We start from the raw sequence: 19,422 nt of genomic DNA on the forward strand, positions 1-19,422 counted from the left end.
CGAATCGGCGCGCGCTCCGCCCGCCGGCCTTTCCCCCCGGCGCGTTTCACGCGACAATCCCGCCTTGTCGTGTTGGCCTGCCCGTGCAGGCACCACCCACAGGTAAACGCCCCTTGATCGAAGAAGCCCGTCGCCGCGCCTACCTTGGCGCCATGCAGGTCGCCAGCTGGCTGCCGCGCGTGGTGCTGCCGTTCGCCGCCCCGTCGCGCCCGGAACTGCTGGAGATGCCCGCGCCGGGCGTGGCCGAGCCGGCGGCCCCTGCGCCTGCGGCCGTGGCCCGCGAGGCTGCCGCGCCGGTGGCTGCCCCCTCGGCAGCGCCGGTCGCCGCCGGAGAGCCCGGCTCCATTGCAGCGCGCCTGCTGCCCAAGGTCGCTGCTCCGACCAAGCTCTCGCCGATCAAGGCTGAAGAGCCGGCCGAGGCGGAAGCCGAACCGGCTGTCCGCGCTCCGGTTGCCCCGCCGCCGCGCTTCGCCCTGCAACTGCTGCGCGCCGGCGAATGCATCCTGCTCGTCGAACTGCCCACCGGCGAGCCGCTGGCCAGTCGCGATCCGGCTTATCTGCTGCTGAAGGACCTGCTGCGCGCCGCTGGCCTGCCGGACAGCCCGCAACTGATGGGCGAGCCCGTGCGCTGGCCGCTGTTCTCCCGCGGCAACATGGACCAGGGCCCGCAAGCCGCCCGCGAGTTCGTCCAGGGTTTCGTCGCTGCGCGGCTGGAGGAGGGCGCCCCCTGCTCCTGCCTGTGGCTGGTCGGCATGCCTGCCGTGCGCTTCGCCGGCGAAGGCGATGAAGAATCCCTGCTGCGCGAACTGCAGGTCGAAGGCCTGGGCGTAGCCTGGGCAGTGCCGGGCCTCGAGCGCCTGGCCGAAGAACCCACTTTGAAAGCCGACCTGTGGCGCGCCATGCGCCGGGTGCGGCAACGCTGGATGAGTCAGACCCCTGCATGAGCGACGCCGTTTCCTTCCGCCCGATGACCGAGGCGGACCTCGATGCCGTACTCAAGATCGAATACGCCGCCTTCAGCCACCCCTGGACGCGCGGCACCTTCGCCGACGGGCTGAAGAGCTACGAATGCTGGGTGATGTTCGAGGGTACCCAGCAGGTCGGCCACGGCGTGATCCAGCTGATCCTCGATGAAGCGCACCTGCTCAATATCACGGTGAAGCCCGAAAGCCAGGGCCGCGGCCTGGGGCTGGCGCTGCTGGAACACCTGATGAAGCGCGCCCGCGAAAAGGGCGGGGTGGAATGCTTCCTCGAAGTCCGCGCCTCCAACGGCCCTGCCTATCGCCTCTACGAGCGCTATGGCTTCAACGAAATCGGCCGCCGCCGCGATTACTACCCGGCCGTCGGTGGTCGTGAAGACGCCCTGGTGATGGCCTGCACGCTGGTCGACTGAGCACCCGCCAAGCGGGCATCTTCGCGCTGACCCATCCTAAGAAAGCTCCCGGGCCAGACATGTACATGTGTAGGAGCAGGCGCATCGCCCGCTCCAGCAGGTCTACTCCGCATGTTTGACAAAGCGTAGGAATCCGCCGCCTCGATTCCCTCGCAATTATTGAGAAATTTCCTGCCAATCGGGTTTTTCCGAGGACGTTTCCTGGCTTACCCTTAAGACCAATAAGAACAAGAACAATAAGGTCGCAAACATGAATCGCAGCGATGTGATCGTGGTGGGCGCCGGTATTTCGGGGCTGACCGCGGCCTGGCGTCTGGCGCAAGCCGGGCAACGGGTGAAAGTGATCGAGGCCAACAAGCGCGTCGGTGGGCGCACCCTCAACCATCGCTTCGCCAGCGGCGAGGTGGTCGAGGTGGGCGGCCAATGGGTCGGCCCGACCCAGGATCGCGTCCTTTCCCTGCTGTCCGAACTCGGCCTGTCCACCTATCCGCAATGGAACCAGGGCGACAACCTCACCCTTTTCGGCGACCGGCTCAGGCCGTATCGCGGCACCATTCCGAAGTTTCCTCCCCACGTCCTGCTCGATGTTCTTCAGGCCCATGTCCGCCTGGACCGCATGGCGCGGGAAATCCCCCTCGGCGACCCCAGCCTCCACCCCAAGGCGCCGCAGTGGGACAGCCTCACCTTCGCCGAATGGCTGCGGCGCAATGTGCGCACTTCCACCGGGCGCAAGGTCTTCCAGCTGATGTGCGGCGCCGTGTTCGCCGCCAGCCCCCATGACCTCTCGTTCCTGCATGTCCTCTTCTATATCCACGGCGGCACAAATCTCGACACCATCCTCGGCGTCGAAGGCGGTGCCCAGCAGGAGCGCATTCTCGGCGGCTCCCAGCGGATCAGCGAAACCCTGGCCGAGCGCATCGGCGACGTCCATACCGGCGAACCCGTGCGCGCCGTGCGCCAGGACGGCAGCCGTGTCGAACTGGTGACCGACCGCGGCACGCACCAGGCCGGCCACGTCATCTTCGCCATCCCGCCCACGCAACTGCTGCGCATCACCCAGGAGCCGCTGTTGCCCAGCTGGCGCGACCAACTCCTGCAGCGCTTGCCCCAGGGCGCGGTCATCAAATGCATGGCGCTCTACGACAAGCCCTTCTGGCGCGAGCGCAACCTCTCCGGGCAGGCCACCAGCGAGACCGGTCCGGTGCGCCTGACCTTCGACAACAGCGTCCCCGACTCCGGACGCGGTGTGCTGCTGGGCTTCATCGAAGGCGATGAGGCGCGACAGTGGAATGCCCGGCCCGCCGGTGATCGCCGCGGCCAGGTGCTGGACTGCTTCGCCCGCTACTTCGGCGAGCAGGCGCTGCAACCGGTGGATTACGTGGACAAATCCTGGGCCGAGGAGCCGTTCGCCCGGGGCTGCTATGCCGCCCTGTTCCCGCCGGGGCTGTGGAGCAGCGGCGCGGCGCGCCTGCGCGAGCCCTACGGGCGTTTGCACTTCGCCGGCACCGAAACGGCGACGCGCTGGATGGGCTATTTCGACGGGGCCGTGGAGGCCGGTGAGCGCGCGGCGCGGGAAGTGCTCGGCGCGCGGGAAGATCATGGGGAGGAAGATTATGTGCGACACCTTGGTATTGCGTAGCGGCGGGGCTACCTGGTTCGCCAAGAACAGCGACCGCGAGCCCGCCGAAGCGCAACGCCTGATCCGCCTGGACGCTGTACAGGGCGACAGCGCGGCCACGGTGCGCACCAGCTACCTGCAAATCCCCCAGACCGCCAATCGCCACGGCGTCATCCTCAGCCAGCCGGTCTGGTTGTGGGGCGCCGAGATGGGCGTCAACGACAAGGGCGTGGCCATCGGCAACGAAGCCGTGTTCACCCGGCTGACCCTGCGCGACGGCGAAGCCCTGCTCGGCATGGACCTGCTGCGCCTGGGCCTGGAGCGTGGAGGCAGCGCCCGCGAGGCCCTGGCAGTGATCACCGAGCTGCTGGAGCGCCACGGCCAGGGCGGCCCGGCGGGCTACCGCAACAAGCGCATGCGCTACGACAACAGCTACCTGATCGCCGACCGCGACGAAGCCTGGGTGCTGGAAACCGCCGGTCGCCTGTGGGCCGCGAAGAAGGTCGAGCGCTGGGCTATCTCCAACGCCCTGACCCTGGGCCATGAATACGATCTCGCCAGCCCCCACCTGGAAACCCAGGCGCGCCGCTTCGGCTGCTGGAACGGCCGCGGCGACTTCCACTTTGCCCGCGCTTTCGACAGCCGCGTGCTGCCCTGGGTTGCTGGCGCGCACCAGCGCCGCCAGCTCAACGAAGATTTCCTCACCCATTGTCCGGCCCAGGTCGACTGGCTGGCGCTGGTCGTCGCCCTGCGCAGCCACGGCCACCGCGGACACCGCTTCAACCTGCACGACAACCGGCAGATCTGCCTGCACGCCGGCAGCTTCTGGCGCCCCTCGCAGACCACCGCCAGCCTCATCGCCCGGCTCGATGGTGACTCTCCGCGCCTTGCCGCGACTGCGACCTCCGCCCCCTGCCTGTCCATCTTTCAGCCGCTGGGCTTCGAGGAGCGCGCCGGGGAAGGGCTGCTCAGCGGCGAAACCGACGCAGTGGAGGATTCCCTCTGGTGGCGCTTCGAAACCGTGCACCAGCGCGCCCTGGCCGACCCCGGCTTCGCCGATGCCCTGCGTGCCGGCCATGGCTGGCTGGAAACCGAGTTGCTCAGTGCCCTGGATCGGCGCACGCTGGATTGGCCGCGCCTCGCCGCCGAAGGCCAGGCCTGGCACGACGCCTGGCATCAGCTGGCGCTGCAGCATGCGCCGCGCCCGCCACGCTGGTGGCGGTTGAACACTGTGCGCTGACTCGGCTTGTCAGCCACGCCCACCCTGCGTAAGGTGCGGCCAGCCAAATGATGAGGAGCCGGACATGAGCGATCTGCAGGAACTGTTCGACAACAACGCCCGCTGGGCCGAAGCCATCAAGCAGGAGGACCCCGACTTCTTCGCCAAACTGGCCCGCCAGCAGACCCCCGAATACCTGTGGATCGGTTGCTCCGATGCACGCGTACCGTCCAACCAGATCGTCGGCCTGCTGCCCGGCGACCTGTTCGTCCACCGCAACGTCGCCAACGTCGTACTGCACACCGACCTCAACTGCCTGTCGGTCATCCAGTTCGCCGTCGACGTGCTCAAGGTCAAGCACATCCTCGTCACCGGCCACTACGGCTGCGGCGGCGTGCGTGCCGCGCTGCACCACACCCAGCTCGGCCTGATCGACGGCTGGCTGCGCACCATCCGCGACCTCGCCTACGAATACCGCGACCACCTTGCCCAGTTCGAGAAGGAAGAAGAGCGCGTCGACCGCCTCTGCGAGCTCAATGTCATCCAGCAGGTCGCCAACGTCAGCCACACCAGCATCGTCCAGAACGCCTGGCACCGCGGCCAGAAGCTCTCCGTGCACGGCTGCATCTACGGCATCAAGGACGGCATCTGGAAGGACCTCAACGTCACCGTCAGCGGCCTCGACCAGTTGCCGCCGCAGTACCGCCTGCGCCCGCTCGGCCAGTCTTGAACTACCGCCTTTGCGTCATCCCAGGTGACGGCATCGGCCGCGAGGTCGTGCCCGTCGCCGTGGAGGTGCTGCAACGCCTGTTGCCCAACCTGCAGGTAGAGGAAGCCGAAGCCGGGTGGGACTGCTTCCAGCGCCACGGCACCTCCGTTCCCGATGCGACCTATGAGAGCCTGCGCGCTTGCGGCACCGGGCTGTTCGGCGCCGTGTCTTCTCCCAGCCACAAGGTCGAAGGCTACCGCAGCGCCATCCTCAGCCTGCGTCAGACGCTGGCGCTGAACCTCAACCTGCGGCCTGTGCGCTCGCGCCCGGTGGTCTCGCCGCGCGCCGGCATTGATTTGCTGGTTCTGCGGGAAAACAGCGAAGGCCTCTACAGCGGCCGCGAACACTGGGAAGCCGATGGGGTCGCCATCGCCGAGCGGGTCATCACCCGCGCCGCCTGCGAACGCCTCGCCGCTGGCGCCGCCGAACTGGCCCGCGTGCGTCACGCCCGGCGCATCACTCTGGTGCACAAGGCCAACGTCCTGCCGCTGACCTGCGGCCTGTTCCGCGACACCTGCCGCGACCGGCTGGCCGAAGATGGCTGGAGCGATGTACTCGACGAACGCCTGGTCGACGTCGCCGCCCTGCAACTGGTGGAACGCCCCGAAGCCTTCGACCTGATCGTCACCACCAACCTCTTCGGCGACATCCTCTCCGACCTCGCCAGCCACTGGGGCGGCGGCCTGGGCCTGGCACCCTCGCTCAACCTCGGCGCCGGCCTCGCCCTGGCCGAACCCGTCCACGGCAGCGCCCCCGACATCGCCGGCAGCGGCCGCGCCAACCCGCTCGCAACTATCCTCAGTGCTGGCATGTTGCTGCGGCATTACTGGCAATTGCCGGAGTTGGCGGAGCGAGTCGATGGGGCGGTGGATGCGTTTCTGCGGGAGGAGGGGAGTGTGGACTTCGGGGGCGAGACGACGCGGGTGATCGGGCAGGGTGTCTTGCAGCGGTTGATGTAAGCGAGCAAAGGAGTGCGTGAATGCTTTGCTGTTTGAGTGATCCGGAGTTTCATGCGCTTTGGCGCAAGGCGGCAGAGATCGGAATAGCTCGATCTGATCTGGAGCCATACGTTGGGCAGACCGGACTGCCGGTCGCCGATCTGCTCAATGAGCTATCCATCGTTTTGGCGAAGCACTTTATCGACGGCGCCTTGAGCTTCGAATTCTGCGATAGCGTGATGAATGGTTGCTTGGACCTGATTGTCGAGTTGGCCGTGCAAGGTCCCACTCCCCAGCCAGCGTTCTCCATTTATCAGGCCTTCGATGAAGGAGAGTACCTGCGGCGTGATGACGTGCCGGAAACCGTCCCGTGGGAGAAATACACCCGGCCGGCGCTACTGGAAATTCTTCGGCAGTGTTGATGTGACATCTGTCGCCCTGCCTGGACAGTCCTCCGCCAGCCACCCAAGGTAAAAGCACCACTTTCCCCAAGGTGCCCGGCAATGTGCGGACGCTACGTCAGCCCCGAAGAGGCCGCCATCGAACGCTACTGGCATATCGGCGCGCGCACACCGCCACGCTGGCTGGAGGCCTGCTACAACGTCGCTCCGACCATGACCGTGCCCATCCTGCGCCACGACGAAAGTGGCCAGCTCGAACTGCTGCCCGCACGCTGGGGGCTGATTCCCGCCTGGTGGAAGGAGTCCACCCCACCGCGCTTCTCCTTCAACGCTCGCAGCGAAGACGCCGCCGGCAAACCCCTCTGGCGCCACGCCCTGCGCAGCACCCGCTGCCTGCTGCCCGCACTGGGCTGGTACGAATGGAACGAAAAGGAAACCCTGCGCAACCCTGCCGGCCGCCAGGTCCACCAGCCGTACTTCATCCACAGCCCCATCGACCCCATCATCGCCTTCGCCGGCCTCCGGTCCCTGTGGATGAACCCCAACGGTGAGCCCGTCCTCTCCTGCGCCCTGTTAACCAAATCTGCCGTCCCTAGCCTCGAACACATCCACCACCGCATGCCCGTGGTGCTGGCGCCGGAGAACTTCGGGGAATGGCTATCTGCTGCCACATGCGGAGATGCGCTGGGCGACCTGATTCACCATGCGCGGGAGGATTTTGCGGGGCACCGGGTGTCGCTGCGGGTGAATGACACGAAGAATAATTCGGGGGAGTTGATCGAGAGTTCGGAGTAGTCGAGTCGGACAGTTTTCTTTGGGCAAGAGAAAAGGGGGCTACAACGGGACTTGAACCTGGGACACCAGCATTATGAATTGCATGAGAGCTCCCCCGTCCTCCCCTGGGTCACCGTAGATCGGGCCTTTCAGGCAGGCCTGCTAGCAGGCTAAACCTCATTTTTTCACGTTGACACCACCATGTTGTCACTTCAAGCGGTCCTTTCTCAAGGCCACGGGTTTCGCAAAGCAAGGAGTCGATGAGGTTGTTTGGAGAGAGCTGCGACGTGCTGAATTAAGCCAGCTTCGCTGGCGAATGCCCTCTAGCGATCTTTACCTTGATGGCCGCCTTACGATACGGTTGAGTCTTTATATGGCTTCTCGAAGGAATGAGTGTGCAGGCCATCATTCATGAGATTGTTTCGCGCGGGGCGATATAAGAATGGCCCTGGATATATCTTATTTGAATAAGAAGATTAGGAATATTTGCGAGAAAGAATCTGTCGGTAAAAAGTACTTTCCCCTTGGTGTTATCAGAATACTTTATCGGCGCATATACGATATCTGCTTGGCAGATGATCTTTTTGATGTTCCGTTCCATATAGATTTTCAATCAAAAATACCCCCTGGATCTTTCGCGATAGCGTTGGATGAGGGGTATTTTGTAATTTTTTGCGCCGTTGATCTGAATATGCCTCTTGACGCTCACGGCAATGTAGAATGGACAAAGGTTCGCAGGATTAAACTTATGGACATAATTAAATATGCTTAACGTCTCGAAGTTTAAACACGGTTCAGTTTGTCCGCCGGGTGACACTATTTCTGATGTTTTAGTTGAGAAGGGGATTAGCTTTTCCAGTTTTTCAAGTATGTTGGGTGGTAGCCAGGAGTTCGCTGATTCACTGATAAAGGGTGATGTGAGAATTAATGGGGATCTGGCCGTTCGGTTGTCTGAGATCTTGGGGGCTTCCCCGGGGTTCTGGATGAGACGAGAGAAGCTCTATACAGACTTTATAGAAGTATTAAACACACCGGTTTCTGAGTTGGAGGATCAGTGGTTATCTGATCTGCCGGTAGCGAGCATGCAGCGCTATGGTTGGATTCCAAAGTCGCGCTCACGGGTGATGAATTTAATCAGTTGCTTAAATTTCTTTGATGTTCCAGATGTTAAGACGTGGCAGGATGAGTATAGAAGCACCCCTGAACTGGCTAAGTTTCGTACGTCTCAAGCGTTTAGCCCGCAGTTAGGGGCAGTGGCAGCATGGATTAAACAATGCGAAACTGAGGCGGAGTATGTTGATTGCCAAGACTGGAATAGAGATAAATTCATATCTGCTCTTCCAGCGCTTCGTGCGCTAACGCTTGAGCCTGAGCCAAGCGTATTTCTTCCTGAGCTTCAAAGGATGTGTGCGGAGTGTGGTGTTGCTGTAATAGTTGCACGAACACCCTCTGGGTGCCAGGCCAGCGGAGCTACCAAATTCATATCTCCTGATAAAGCTATTTTAATGCTTAGCTTCAGGTATTTATCTGATGATCACTTTTGGTTCACATTCTTTCATGAGGCAGGCCATTTAATCCTTCATGGTGAAGATGCAGTGTTTCTAGAGAATGGTAGTGAGAGCATTGATGAGCGTGAGGCTGAGGCAAATGTTTTTTCGCAGAATTTATTAATTCCGGCTGAGTTTAGAAATGAGTTGTCGGGCCTGAAAGATAATATGCGGGCGGTTTTGAAGTTTGCAAAAAAGTTAGGAATATCCCCTGGTATTGTGGTCGGGCAGTTGCAGCACCAAGGGATAATTAAACCGTATCACATGCAAAAGCTGAAGGTCCGATATAAGTGGGCTGAAGAGTAATTATCCTCTAAATTGCTTGTATGTGGATGGTGACTTTTGCCAATTGCAAAGGGCATCTTCCAGTACCTGCATTCCGACATTTACGTGTTCGTCTAGTTCGATTATCCAGTTATCAAGAGTTCTTCTCGGAATATCGATAGCCGCTTGGCCCGTGAAAAGTAGAACTGCACCATCATAGGGGCCGGTTGCACCTACCATATAGGTAGAGTCCGCCTCGATGGGAGTTGCTCCAATTTTTCCGATCATTGTTAGGTAGTCAAACTTCCCTATTCGCCCAAATCTGTAAACTGCATTCATCGATTTATAAAGACTCCGGAATGCTCTTCGTGGATTGCCGTCGTTGCTATCAATGGCTCTTCTAAACAGTTCTTCGTGAGAAATATTATCTGTAATCCAGAGGATGTAGCTGCGTAGTACTAGTCCGGTGAAACTTCTTTTTGATGGATTTATTGATTCGTACTTTCTATGGTTTCCGAAATGGAAGTTTTTGTTTGAAAGCTCTTGATAGTTTTGCTCTAACCATTCTAGAACGGCATCTGGGTTATAGGATGCTCTATTCCAGTTCCAGGTGAATCCCTGATCAAGTGCACTGTAGAATGCTTGTGTAAGTGCCCAGCCATCTTGGCTGCTTTTTCCAAAATGTATGGCTAAAAATGTCAGCCAGCTTGCTTCTTCGATGTTTCCATTTTGTACGTGAATGACTGCGGCTTTAATCGGGTCAAAGATTGTGCTATTGGCATCTCCTCTAAGCGGGCTAAGCCTGCGTCGCCGGATTGTCTCCACAAATCTAATCCGTCTAATACTGTCAACAAGTTGCGCAATAAGCGAATCTCTGTTCTCTGGAATATCGATTCCGGGAAGCGCTCGCACTTCATTTGAGAAGAAAATTAGCTGATCTTCAAGATTTTGTGCCAACTCTCGATCTCTTTCTCGCATTTAAAGTACCTCGGCTGAATGTTCCGTTACCCAGTCGGTTATGGATTTTCTAACTTTAGTTGTTACGCCAAAGCTGCTTTGGATGTTGTGATTGAATCCTAAGGCTAAGATTGGTGAGTCAAGACTAATATTGGATACAGTTTTTACGACGCCTCGGTATGCGATACCTTTTACCTTGGCCGAGCTTGCACGTGATAAATCCCACTCTGGGATATGTTGTATGTTTAGTCGAGTATTTGTTATTTTTATGAAATTTTCTACAACGGTACTTCCGTTGAGTATAATAACTTTAATCGGGCTTTCCTTTAGAATCTTGCCGAGAATATGTTCGGATGATTTAAGCAGTGTATCTTTTTGTCTCTGCTTTAAGTTTGCCCATTTGGATTGGGTGGCGAAGGGTATTAGATCTAAATGGACTGCATGGAAAAGCTTGTTGTAGTACGACGTTGAGGTTCCACTTATTATGCTGTCAAGTGGTTTGAACCAGTTGTTGTATGGGTTGCGTAAGAAGTACTCGGTACAGGATTTTTCAATCAGATGGAGTTGTTCGCTAGTAATTTTTTTCCAGCTTTCTATTCCTAGGGAATGTAAGGTGTGAAATCGGCGATTGTCATTGTCTAATTCTATGCCGGTGTTGTCTGTATACTCTTTATCGCTAGGGTTTAATCCCAGAGTGGCCAATTGCGCAATGGATGGATCCCCAAATGATGGGATTGGTGCTCCCCACCTTATGACGTCTGAGTTTTTCATGACGTCGTCTTGGAGTATGCGTAGCAGTTCTTCTATTATTCTTTGCATTTTCATTTTGCTGCTTGGGCAAGGAGAATTTCTAACTGTGTAGGGGAATTCTCAGTTGTGCCGAGCTTCTCCATTCGCCTTTTTTCTAGGTAGGCACTATAAATTCGGCTATTCATGGATTGTAGTATTGGATCTACAAGATGAGTATTGGTCTGTGATTTTGTTAAGTGGAAGAACTGGAGGATTCTAATTAGATCCAGCCAGTAAGGGTCTATGTCGAGTTCGTTTAATTTGAAGTCAGCAGATGAGCGAATTTTCTCTTCAGCTTTCAGTAATACTGAAATGCTCGGCCAAGGATCGCCAACTGGCATTTCTGGCATCTCAATTACTTGCTGGAATCCGCTGTTTATATAGGATTCTGCGCTTTCAAAATTTCTTTCATAAAGATGGAGGCTGCTTACATAGTGCTTGTATTCGCCAAGTTCGCAGTCTAGGGAGCGAGCTAATATTTCTTGTATCATTGTAAAGGCGAATACATCATGGGGAAGTCCAAGATAGACGTCGTTGGACCTCATGGAGGTAAACATGTGGAGCTTATTGTTTCTGATTAGAAATTGGAGTGTGCAGGTGCACGGAATGTCTTTATGCGGTTTTAGTATATCTTTTGCGTCGAATAATTGGATTACGGCTTGACGGGAAGAGTTCTTTTCACTGAGTATTCTGATAGCCGAGTGTAACTGGTTGTTCCTCCCTGTTCCGACCAGCCTGGGGCCATATCCTCCGTAAACTGTTTTTCTATCGTCAGAACTTTCTTTATACAGGGGGATATAGCTAGTTATAAATTTAAGGTCTTTAGATCCGGAGAGATACCACGCAAGCTCTCCTAGACAGCTAAAAAGCTTTCCTTTTCCTTCTGCTCGGCTTAGCCGGGCTCTCGGTCTCTTTAGGTGCAATAGTGCGCCGGTTATTTCCTTAAAGCTGCCTTTTGTTGCGACAACTTTCCCTTTCTTCTTTAGGAGCTTTGAATATACGTTGTTTAGAAGGTCGTCTAATGTTTCTTCCTTGATATACAATTTTATCCCCCTCTATGCCTGCCCTGGTGAGGTCGCTTTTAAAATAAACTTAATTGGGGTGTTTGTGCGGATGTTTGGGCTTCTATCAGGCCTTGTTGGATTTTAAGGGATTTGGCGCATTCGATGATTTTTTTTCTGCTTGCAACCTGCGCTCCCAATTGTAGCGCCTTAATTCGGGTTGCTGATGTAATATCGTAATGTGGATATGATGCTGTTTGCTGATACCAGCTCCGTTTAAGACCAAGAGACATTGCGAAATCGTGCAATTCGTCGACAGTATCAGCAACTAAGTGACACCACTCTCTTCCTCGCCACTTTATCTTTGCATTATCTACATAGATTGGCATCAATTTGCTTCCTGCATCAAGTTATCCTGGGCTATGCATGGTAAGGTTTGGGTGAGCTTCATCATACTCAGGGCTCCGATGCCCGTGTTCTGGCTCAATCCTTCCTGATATTAGCCAAAGAGCAAAGTGAGGGTACGCCTCGGCTAAGATGCCGACTTCCTCTGTACTGATCCTTATCTTCCCCCCGCTGATATTTCTCCAGCGGTCGTAGTTCTTGCCCCCAAGCTCGCTTAGGTGTTTAGGACCGACAGTTCGGATCAGTTGCAATGCTCTATTTCGTACAGGATCCATAGACATTTCCCGCAAAGAGTAACCTTTACTCGCCTTGGTTGTGGGAGTAGCCTTTACTCATGGGTAAATATTACTCCAGTTGAGTGCTGGTTACGTCTTGTCCGATTATAGGGATTTCACATGGAAGAGTCTGGAATAGTGGGGCTCATCGTTACCGGCGCAGTGGACAAGGTCACGGACTTTCGTTCCGCTTCGTTCTGCTCCCAGGCGGTATTCGCCCAGATGCTGGGCCAGGAAGACATCACGGAAGACGTGGTGCGCGGCTGGGTCGAAACCCACACGATCCCCACGGCCAAGATTGGCCGCCGTCGCGTCATTAGTCTTCACAAAATCCGCCGCGACCTCGGCCGGGGCAAGTCTGTCTTCTGCGCAAGAGAATGTAGTGATGAATGAGTCCTGTGCATTTAGCATTGCGCAATATATGTCGTCGCTGCTTTCAGAGGCAGAACTTCGGTCTGCTGTCGGCAGCTTCATTGGCCGTATGGTGATGGAGCTCTCCCGCTTCGAACTGAACCTCGACCTCTGCCTGCGCCATCTGGTGGGCGGCAGCGAGCCGGTGCTGCTAAATCCACTGATCGAGCGCCTTTCCCTGAAGGCGAAGATGGATGCGCTGCGGGAAGTTATCGCGCGTCGCCATGCCGGGGAGGCGGAGTGCCTTCGCGAGTTCAATGCGTGGTATGCAGTGATGGACCGCATCCGCGCCAAGCGCAATGCATTCATCCACGGCGGTTGGGTGTTCAATTACTACGAGCAGGAAGTCACTAACCTTGCTCCCGGCCTACCGGGCTCGATCACTCGCAAGGAAACCCGCTACAGCCTACCCGCCCTAGAGCAGGAGCTGACCAGCACAGAAGCGGCGGCGCGGGACTTTATCGAACTCAGGCGGCAGTGGGGATTCTGAGAGGAAAGAAGAGAGAGGAGTGCTATGCGCGTTATCGCGTTCGCGGAGGCTGCCGAGGATCTGCAGAAGGTCATTGACGGTATTGTGGCGAGGGAGGGAGCCATTGTCATTCGAGGGGAAGCAGGCGCCGATGTGGTGCTGCTATCGATGGGGCACTTCAACGGCCTGATGGAAACCCTCCATCTATTGAGGTCGCCTGCAAACTCCGCACACCTCGCCCGCTCGGAAGCTCAGTTAGGGAGCCGGATTTACGAGCGATTCAAGTCGCTGGGCGGTGTCGATGGCGAGGAGTTTGGCTGGGGCGGGAAGAAGGACTGACGACGCAGAATGTATGCCGCGCTGTGGTTTTCTACAGGCAAAAGAAAAGGGGTTTAGCTTTCGCTAAACCCCTTTCGAGATATGGTGGCTACACCGGGACTTGAACCTGGGACATCAGCATTATGAATCGCATGAGAGCGTCCCTGCGCTACCCTGATGCCTTGTAAATCGGGCCTATCAAAGACGGTAGAGCCTCAGTTTACCCCACTATTTCAGGCGAAAGTCCTAATGTAGTCACCTCAGGTTTGAGGGGCGAGAGAGGCTGTGCATCATCGAAATGTATTTAGTAACTTGTCGATGTATCGAAATGAAGTTCATGACTCATTTCGTGGGGAAGTGTTCTTCGATAAAGAGTTGGCCGAACCTCGTTGAGATCGGCTTCTATAGATATCTCTGTTTCGTAGAAATATCGAAGAATAAAACGTGCAAAGTGCCCTAGGCTAATGGCTCCGTAAGCAGGGACCCTGCAGGAGTCTTTATTAATAGTGACGTGAGAGTGTTCATGCTTTTCGTCTCTGAAGTTTAGGTCAAAGTCGAATCTTACAGGGGAAGCCATTTTTATGCTCTCTCTGAGAGACTTGTTGTCTTGCAAAGAGAGAACTTCGTCAATAGTGTATCCCTCCCATTCTTCCTTCTTATAATCTATCGGGCAGGGTACGTAGCATAATCTGTGTTTCGTTATTTCTTCATTTTCTATTTTGTAGAAGATTTGCATGATTCCGCCATCTATAAAGGCGAAATTAAAGTCGCGTCTTTCTAGTGTTTCGATGTAGTGATCAATGGTTGTGTGGCCCCCAAATAAGTATGAAAGATTGGGGGCAGAGGCCCAGCAAAGACTGATACTTTCTCTTGTCTCAGTTCTTACAAGATTGTTTGCGTCTATTACTAGGCCTTTTTCAATTAATGTCTCTTGAAGTAGTGAGTATCCATGCGCGATCTCCGTGGCAATCTTTGCCATTTTTTACTCCGCGTCTTTAAGCGCTCTGAGCATTTGCTCGATGGTATCTTTCGGAAGGGTTTGCAGAATCGCCTGCATTTCTAATCCGCTAGCATTTAGCTTGTCGAATGCCTTCTTAAAGTCATCAGCTTTTTTTCTGTCGTCGCTAGTAAGATCTCGGTACAGAGTGCGCATTTGACGCAGCTCTTCAAGAGTTGGGATCTTAAAGTCTAGCTTATAGCTCTTGCTCTTCAGTTTTTGGAATTCTTGCATTAGCAAGTCCATTCCCTGATTGAGGCCCAATACTCTGACCCAGCCTCTGGATCGAGTGATTGCCGTGAAAAGTATGTTTCGTTTTTTGATAAGTTCAAAGCCGGATGCGCACCAGTCGGCGTCAACCAAGTACACCATCGGAGCTTCGTTGCCTTTTGCTCGATATGGTCCTGTTAGAGCAACTTTCCCTTCCGCATGGAACGAGTCTTTGCTGCTGGTGACTCCAACTATATGCGAGTCTATCCCTTGATCCGCAAGGAATTGGCGGAGGTACATCGCTCTCTTTTCAGCATCAATTGCATTAGGGAAGACAACGACAATGTCGTGTGCATAAAGCTCGCCGGCAGTAATGTCTTCCTTAATCATTTGCGCTACAGCTAGGAATTGCTCTCTATCTGAGCCGAAGCGGTAGAACTGTACACAGTCTTCGGGATCCATGAGCTCGTAGAAGAAGTCTGGAGAAGCATCTGCGCTCCTTTGCAATACTACGTGTTTTCCAAGCTCTAGATCGCCACCCCGGACGCTATATCCAATATCTGACCAAAGTTGTGGGTCGTCAGGGTGCTGCACCATATTAGGGTCGCGATAAGTTCCTGATCCCAGGGCGTGAGCAGTGACCAAGGTCCAAGGGGTGTTTCTATAGCACTTAGGAAGTATAATGTCTTGTCGAGGCTTTTTAGGTTCGTTCTCCAGCCTTACAAGGGCGTCTCCGTGCTCATCTGTTCCAAAAGTCTCTTTGAGAGAAAGCATTTGGTAATCTCCAAGATTCTGGAGGTCGTCATATGCCCATACTACGCGATGCTTTCTTGTGCAAAGATATGCTAGGCGTAGGAACTCTTTTGGAAGGTCTTGCGCTTCGTCGATTAGAATTGCATCGAAGAGTGGTTTGGGATCCCTTTCTACTACGGTTAAAAGTTCTGTGCAAATTCCACGAAATGCATTATTGAATCCATAGGTTCGTTTGGCATATCCGAAGTCTTTAGGCGGAATTCCGTAGGCGAGACATATTTCGGCATATACGCCTCTTTGGCCCATTGAACCAAAGGAGTGCATGATTTGCAGATTGATATCGTTGGGCTCGTCTCGATAGTCATCGAAATAAAATCGCTTGATTAGCGAGCTGAATTGCTGTGTTAGCGACCGAGTATGGTACGTTACACAGATTTTCCAATCCGGATGTTCACCGTGTAGGTAGGCTGCCTTCAGTGCCAGTACGATGGTTTTGCCAGAGCCCGCAAGCCCTCTTATGCGCTGCGGGCCGTCAGGTGTTTCGATTGCTGCAGCTTTTTGCCAGGAGTCGAGGTTTGCAATCTCGTTCTCAATTATTTTTAGAGTTGAACCTTTGCTTTTTGGAGTTACCGCAATAGTTCTTTTTGCCTTCGGGCGAATATTTGCCACTCGTTCTATTGCTGCGTTTATTTGTTTGAGTAGCCCGGTAGGGAAGGGGCTGCAGCTTTGAAGGGCGTTTTCCAAATTCTTGGGGCCGACAATTTTGTTGTCGATTAGTGCTTGATCGTCATCTGCATTGTTGGAGAACGTAATTGCGTTGACCTTGAATGCAAGGTCATCCTCTCCGGCTAATTCTGTGTGCTGCAGAAGCTTCGATTTAAGGGGGAGAACTATCCCTCTTTGGCTGCTTTTAAGCTCTGATAACTCATTTGCTTTAGCTGTTGGCCTAACGTCGAAGCAAACGAGACCGTATTGGGGAGAAATTAGCAGAGCCGGGATTTTAACTGAGGCGTCTATGGTTGCGGCAACAGGGTAGCCCACATAGAAAGCTGCTTCCTCATCTGCAACTGCCTCTAAGGCGTCGATGAGTGAGTCTATTGCCTCGTTGTTAATTTTGGTTCCGATTACTGGCTGTTTCATTATCTTCCCCGGCTTAGGTGGAGGGCGTTCCTTTCTCACCTAGTTTTTCTTGAACACTTGGCACCGACTCGGGCGTACCAGCGACTAGCTACTTCCTGTGTGATCGCTATCCCGCGTTTTGTCCTGCCAAGTTTCGATTGGCCTCATCGAACTCTGGGCTTACTTGTCCGGTGTCGGGCATTACCTCGCCGCTGATAAGCCAGAGCCGATATTGAGGAAAAAGGCTCTGCAATACCTCTAGTTCCTCAGTACTCATGCGGATGTCTTTGTAACGCACGCTCTGCCATCGCGAGTGACTGATCTCGCCATGACGTACCAATCGATCTATGCCAGCCTTATCTATTAAGGTTCTAGCTCTGCTCTGTATTGATTCCATAAAGGTATAAAAATACTCTCTGAAACTATTTCACTGAGCGTGGGCTTTGGCTACCATTCAGTTCAATAGATCACTGAAATTATTTCAGTGAATTGATTGCGAATGGTTCGATTATAGGGCAAAAACCATGGAAGAGTCTGGAATAGTGGGGTTCACCGTCACAGGCGCGATGGAAAAGGTCACGGATTTCCGTACCGCTCCGTTCTGCTCCCAGGCGGTATTCGCACAGATGCTGGGGCTGGAAGACATCACGGAAGACGTGGTGCGCGGCTGGGTCGAAACCAAGACTGTGCCGACCGCCAAGATTGGCCGCCGCCGCGTCATCAACCTCCACAAAATCCGCCGCGACCTCGACCGGGGTAAGTCGATCTTCTGCCAAGGAGATTACGACGATGAGTAACCGGGGAGGGATGCGCCGTGATTCCGCTCAACCGCTATCTGCGTCAACCTCACGCCCCGGACTGCGCCTGCTCTGTCTGTTGGTCCAGTCGCGAACTGGCGAAGCCCGCAGCCTCCCAGTTCATACTCTGCACCGAGTGCCGCCCTACGCGAGTCTTCACGGTCGTTACTACGATGGCCAAGGTCGCGGGAGTGTGGCGCTCGATCCACTCGACCTACCGGGTGGAACGGGGTTTTACCTGCGCGAAACACATGCCCGCTCTCCGTCCCCCGAAGTACTGGCACGTTATCTACGACAGCGGCATGCCGACGCCCTTCGTCCCTGTGCGCGAGCCGTTCGAGCTGGAGGGCTGAGCCATGGTCTCTAACCCGCTCCCGCACCTGATCTTCTGGCTCGTCCTGCTGGCGGTTGGCGCTGTGGTTGGCCGCCACCACGTTCGCCACACCATCCCTGCCTGGGCCAGCCAGGTCCAGGGCCGCCGCACCGGCTTGTCCGAACGCGCTTTCTCGTTCGGACAAACGGAGCGCCGGGCGAAGCGCACCCTTGACCGCCCCCCACCTTGAATAGCCTCCGCTCGGGAGTGAGGGGCAGCACCACCGCCCCGCGCTCCTGAGCCCTCGGCGGCGAGAGCGGGATGACAAGGGCCGCGCCCTTGGTGTTTTCCCCACTCACCGCACGCACCACCGCAAAACCCAGGCACCACCACACCCGCTGAAAGACGGCCACCAACGCGCCCAATTTGCAGCAGCGGGCCAACTCATGCCCGAAAAAGGCAAAGGAGCTTCACATGAACATGTTTGCAACCACTGGCGGCGTAGTCGAACTCTGGGTCACCAAGACCGACACCTACACCTCCACCAAGTCCGGCGAGATCTTCGCCAGCGTCCAGGCCATCTCCCCGATCCCGGAAACCGCTCGCGGTAACGCCAAGGGCTTCGAGATCAGCGAGTACAACGTTGAGCCGACCCTGCTGGATTCCATCGTGTTCGAAGGCGCCCCGGTGCTCTGCAAGTTCGCCAGCGTCGTCCGCCCGACTCAGGACCGTTTCGGCCGCACCACCAATACCCAGGTGCTGACCGAACTGCTGGCAGTGGGCAAAGAAGCCAGCGCACCAGCTCCTGTGTCTCGCCCGGCTCAACCCCAGGCACAAGCCCAGCGCCCGACTCAGCCCGCCGCTGAGAAGCCTTCCGACAGCAGCAAGTCCTGACGGCGAGGGTAGGTAGATGAAAGCGCCGCTCCGTTTCGCCTTTGGCTGGGTTCTGTACGTGGCAATCCTCTGCGTCGTATCGCCTGCCGTGCGTGCGGTACGCGAATTCCTCGAACCCTACCCGCTGGATTCCGTGATCGCTGTGGTCGCGGCTGCGTTCGCCTTCTTCGCCCTGTGGTGGTTCGTCCTGCGCTCTTTCTGGAGCTGGTGCGACCGCCCCCGCAAGGAGGCCCGCTGACATGTCAGGCGTGGTTGCCGTTCAGGTCTGCACCAGCTGGGCGTCCACGGCGGACGGCCTCATGCGCTGCCAGCAGATCGAGTGGCAACAGGCCTACCTCATTCCGCCCGAAGCCGCTGGAGCCATTGAGATTCTGGTCAACGGCGGCTTCTCTCTGGAGGCCTTCAGCATCGGTGCTGCGGGCGTCATGGGGGCATTCGTGACGGGGCTTTTGACTGGCTGGGTCGCGTCACTTCTTCGTAAAGCCAGATGACAGAGGAAACACCATGAACGCCATGAAACAACAGATCGCCAAGTTCAACCCGGTCCGCTCGTTCCGCAACCTGTGCATCGCCGGTTCCGTCACCGCTGCCACCTCGCTGCCGGCCTTCGCGGGCGTCATCGACACCAGCGCGGTGGAAACCGCCATGACCGATGGCCAGGGCGACATGAAGACCATCGGCGGCTATGTGGTTGCCGCCCTGGTCATCCTCGCGGTGGCCGGCCTCATCTACAGCATGCTGCGCAAAGCCTAAGCGTGCTGTGGTCGGTGTGGTTGGGGGCCTTCTTCGCC

General features: G+C 56.0%; 24 protein-coding genes. 18 read left to right on the plus strand and 6 right to left on the minus strand.

The genetic code is table 11. The features are described 5' to 3' along the window. The first annotated feature begins 113 nt into the window (after positions 1–113). The 9 genes from MJ122_RS29750 (at position 114) to MJ122_RS29790 (ending at position 8,965) form a co-directional block, all read left to right on the plus strand. Entirely contained in the window at positions 114–944 is an 831-nt protein-coding gene (locus tag MJ122_RS29750) for an energy transducer TonB (protein ID WP_239747175.1), read from the plus strand. After that, positions 941–1,393, plus strand: a complete 453-nt coding sequence (gene rimI / locus MJ122_RS29755; RefSeq protein ID WP_088421744.1) for a ribosomal protein S18-alanine N-acetyltransferase — start codon at positions 941–943, stop codon at positions 1,391–1,393. Before MJ122_RS29750 ends, rimI begins: the two co-directional genes overlap by 4 nt. 166 nt (positions 1,394–1,559) lie before the next feature. Continuing rightward, positions 1,560–3,032 carry a flavin monoamine oxidase family protein gene (locus MJ122_RS29760; protein ID WP_345772991.1) on the plus strand — a complete coding sequence of 491 codons (1,473 nt, stop codon included), beginning with the start codon at positions 1,560–1,562 and terminating at the stop codon, positions 3,030–3,032. Further along, a complete protein-coding gene (locus tag MJ122_RS29765) occupies positions 3,007–4,251 on the plus strand; it encodes a C69 family dipeptidase (protein WP_239747177.1) in 1,245 nt (414 codons plus the stop codon). Before MJ122_RS29760 ends, MJ122_RS29765 begins: the two co-directional genes overlap by 26 nt. Before the next feature lie 64 nt (positions 4,252–4,315). Beyond that, on the plus strand, positions 4,316–4,960 hold the full coding sequence (can, locus tag MJ122_RS29770; protein ID WP_017519617.1) for a carbonate dehydratase: 645 nt from the start codon (positions 4,316–4,318) through the stop codon (positions 4,958–4,960). Next, positions 4,957–5,958 carry an isocitrate/isopropylmalate dehydrogenase family protein gene (locus tag MJ122_RS29775; RefSeq protein WP_239747178.1) on the plus strand — a complete coding sequence of 334 codons (1,002 nt, stop codon included), beginning with the start codon at positions 4,957–4,959 and terminating at the stop codon, positions 5,956–5,958. Before can ends, MJ122_RS29775 begins: the two co-directional genes overlap by 4 nt. Positions 5,959–5,978: 20 nt before the next feature. Further along, on the plus strand, positions 5,979–6,359 hold the full coding sequence (locus tag MJ122_RS29780; protein ID WP_239747179.1) for a hypothetical protein: 381 nt from the start codon (positions 5,979–5,981) through the stop codon (positions 6,357–6,359). 81 nt (positions 6,360–6,440) lie between these two features. Then, positions 6,441–7,133, plus strand: coding sequence for an SOS response-associated peptidase (locus tag MJ122_RS29785; protein WP_239747180.1), 693 nt, complete (start codon positions 6,441–6,443; stop codon positions 7,131–7,133). 743 nt (positions 7,134–7,876) lie between these two features. After that, on the plus strand, positions 7,877–8,965 hold the full coding sequence (locus tag MJ122_RS29790; RefSeq protein WP_239747181.1) for an ImmA/IrrE family metallo-endopeptidase: 1,089 nt from the start codon (positions 7,877–7,879) through the stop codon (positions 8,963–8,965). Here MJ122_RS29790 and MJ122_RS29795 read toward each other — a convergent pair whose 3' ends face one another. Genes MJ122_RS29795 through MJ122_RS29810 form a run of 4 tightly spaced genes read right to left on the minus strand, consistent with a single transcriptional unit; the run spans position 8,966 to position 12,059 of the window. Continuing rightward, positions 8,966–9,901 (minus strand): hypothetical protein, encoded by a 936-nt coding sequence (locus tag MJ122_RS29795; RefSeq protein ID WP_239747182.1) that lies wholly within the window; start codon positions 9,899–9,901, stop codon positions 8,966–8,968. Next, positions 9,902–10,651: a hypothetical protein gene (locus MJ122_RS29800; protein ID WP_239747183.1), complete on the minus strand. Its 750-nt coding sequence runs from the start codon at positions 10,649–10,651 to the stop codon at positions 9,902–9,904. A gap of 50 nt (positions 10,652–10,701) precedes the next feature. Then, on the minus strand, positions 10,702–11,712 hold the full coding sequence (locus tag MJ122_RS29805; RefSeq protein WP_239747184.1) for a thymidylate synthase: 1,011 nt from the start codon (positions 11,710–11,712) through the stop codon (positions 10,702–10,704). A 38-nt stretch (positions 11,713–11,750) separates the two neighbouring features. Further along, entirely contained in the window at positions 11,751–12,059 is a 309-nt protein-coding gene (locus tag MJ122_RS29810; RefSeq protein ID WP_239747185.1) for a DUF4031 domain-containing protein, read from the minus strand. A 411-nt stretch (positions 12,060–12,470) separates the two neighbouring features. Here MJ122_RS29810 and MJ122_RS29815 point away from each other — a divergent pair, with 411 nt between their 5' ends. From MJ122_RS29815 to MJ122_RS29825, 3 genes are read left to right on the plus strand one after another with little or no spacing between them, the layout of a single operon-like run. Then, on the plus strand, positions 12,471–12,743 hold the full coding sequence (locus MJ122_RS29815) for a DNA-binding protein (RefSeq protein ID WP_239747186.1): 273 nt from the start codon (positions 12,471–12,473) through the stop codon (positions 12,741–12,743). Next, positions 12,736–13,251, plus strand: coding sequence for a hypothetical protein (locus tag MJ122_RS29820; RefSeq protein ID WP_239747187.1), 516 nt, complete (start codon positions 12,736–12,738; stop codon positions 13,249–13,251). Before MJ122_RS29815 ends, MJ122_RS29820 begins: the two co-directional genes overlap by 8 nt. A gap of 24 nt (positions 13,252–13,275) precedes the next feature. Next, a complete protein-coding gene (locus MJ122_RS29825) occupies positions 13,276–13,569 on the plus strand; it encodes a type II toxin-antitoxin system Phd/YefM family antitoxin (protein ID WP_239747188.1) in 294 nt (97 codons plus the stop codon). 283 nt (positions 13,570–13,852) lie between these two features. Here the strand turns inward: MJ122_RS29825 and MJ122_RS29830 are convergent, their stop codons facing one another. Beyond that, positions 13,853–14,527 carry a DUF2290 domain-containing protein gene (locus MJ122_RS29830; RefSeq protein ID WP_239747189.1) on the minus strand — a complete coding sequence of 225 codons (675 nt, stop codon included), beginning with the start codon at positions 14,525–14,527 and terminating at the stop codon, positions 13,853–13,855. 3 nt (positions 14,528–14,530) lie between these two features. Next, positions 14,531–16,687 carry an ATP-binding domain-containing protein gene (locus MJ122_RS30220; RefSeq protein ID WP_239747190.1) on the minus strand — a complete coding sequence of 719 codons (2,157 nt, stop codon included), beginning with the start codon at positions 16,685–16,687 and terminating at the stop codon, positions 14,531–14,533. A gap of 464 nt (positions 16,688–17,151) precedes the next feature. Between MJ122_RS30220 and MJ122_RS29845 the strand changes: the two genes are divergently transcribed. From MJ122_RS29845 to MJ122_RS29870, 6 genes are all read left to right on the plus strand, one after another. Continuing rightward, complete coding sequence (locus tag MJ122_RS29845; RefSeq protein ID WP_045217776.1) at positions 17,152–17,424, plus strand: hypothetical protein; 273 nt, start codon at positions 17,152–17,154, stop codon at positions 17,422–17,424. A gap of 17 nt (positions 17,425–17,441) precedes the next feature. Beyond that, positions 17,442–17,777, plus strand: coding sequence for a DUF5447 family protein (locus MJ122_RS29850; RefSeq protein WP_345772990.1), 336 nt, complete (start codon positions 17,442–17,444; stop codon positions 17,775–17,777). A gap of 434 nt (positions 17,778–18,211) precedes the next feature. Next, complete coding sequence (locus MJ122_RS29855; protein WP_239747192.1) at positions 18,212–18,631, plus strand: DNA-binding protein; 420 nt, start codon at positions 18,212–18,214, stop codon at positions 18,629–18,631. A 16-nt stretch (positions 18,632–18,647) separates the two neighbouring features. Beyond that, positions 18,648–18,869 carry a hypothetical protein gene (locus tag MJ122_RS29860; protein WP_239747193.1) on the plus strand — a complete coding sequence of 74 codons (222 nt, stop codon included), beginning with the start codon at positions 18,648–18,650 and terminating at the stop codon, positions 18,867–18,869. Between the two features lies 1 nt (position 18,870). Then, positions 18,871–19,122: a hypothetical protein gene (locus MJ122_RS29865; RefSeq protein ID WP_239747194.1), complete on the plus strand. Its 252-nt coding sequence runs from the start codon at positions 18,871–18,873 to the stop codon at positions 19,120–19,122. A gap of 13 nt (positions 19,123–19,135) precedes the next feature. Further along, positions 19,136–19,384, plus strand: coding sequence for a major capsid protein (locus MJ122_RS29870; RefSeq protein ID WP_239747195.1), 249 nt, complete (start codon positions 19,136–19,138; stop codon positions 19,382–19,384). The last annotated feature ends 38 nt before the right edge of the window (positions 19,385–19,422 follow it).

The organism is Pseudomonas sp. DP-17 (assembly GCF_022380625.1).
In the GTDB taxonomy this organism is placed as follows: Bacteria; Pseudomonadota; Gammaproteobacteria; order Pseudomonadales; family Pseudomonadaceae; genus Pseudomonas; species Pseudomonas nitroreducens_A.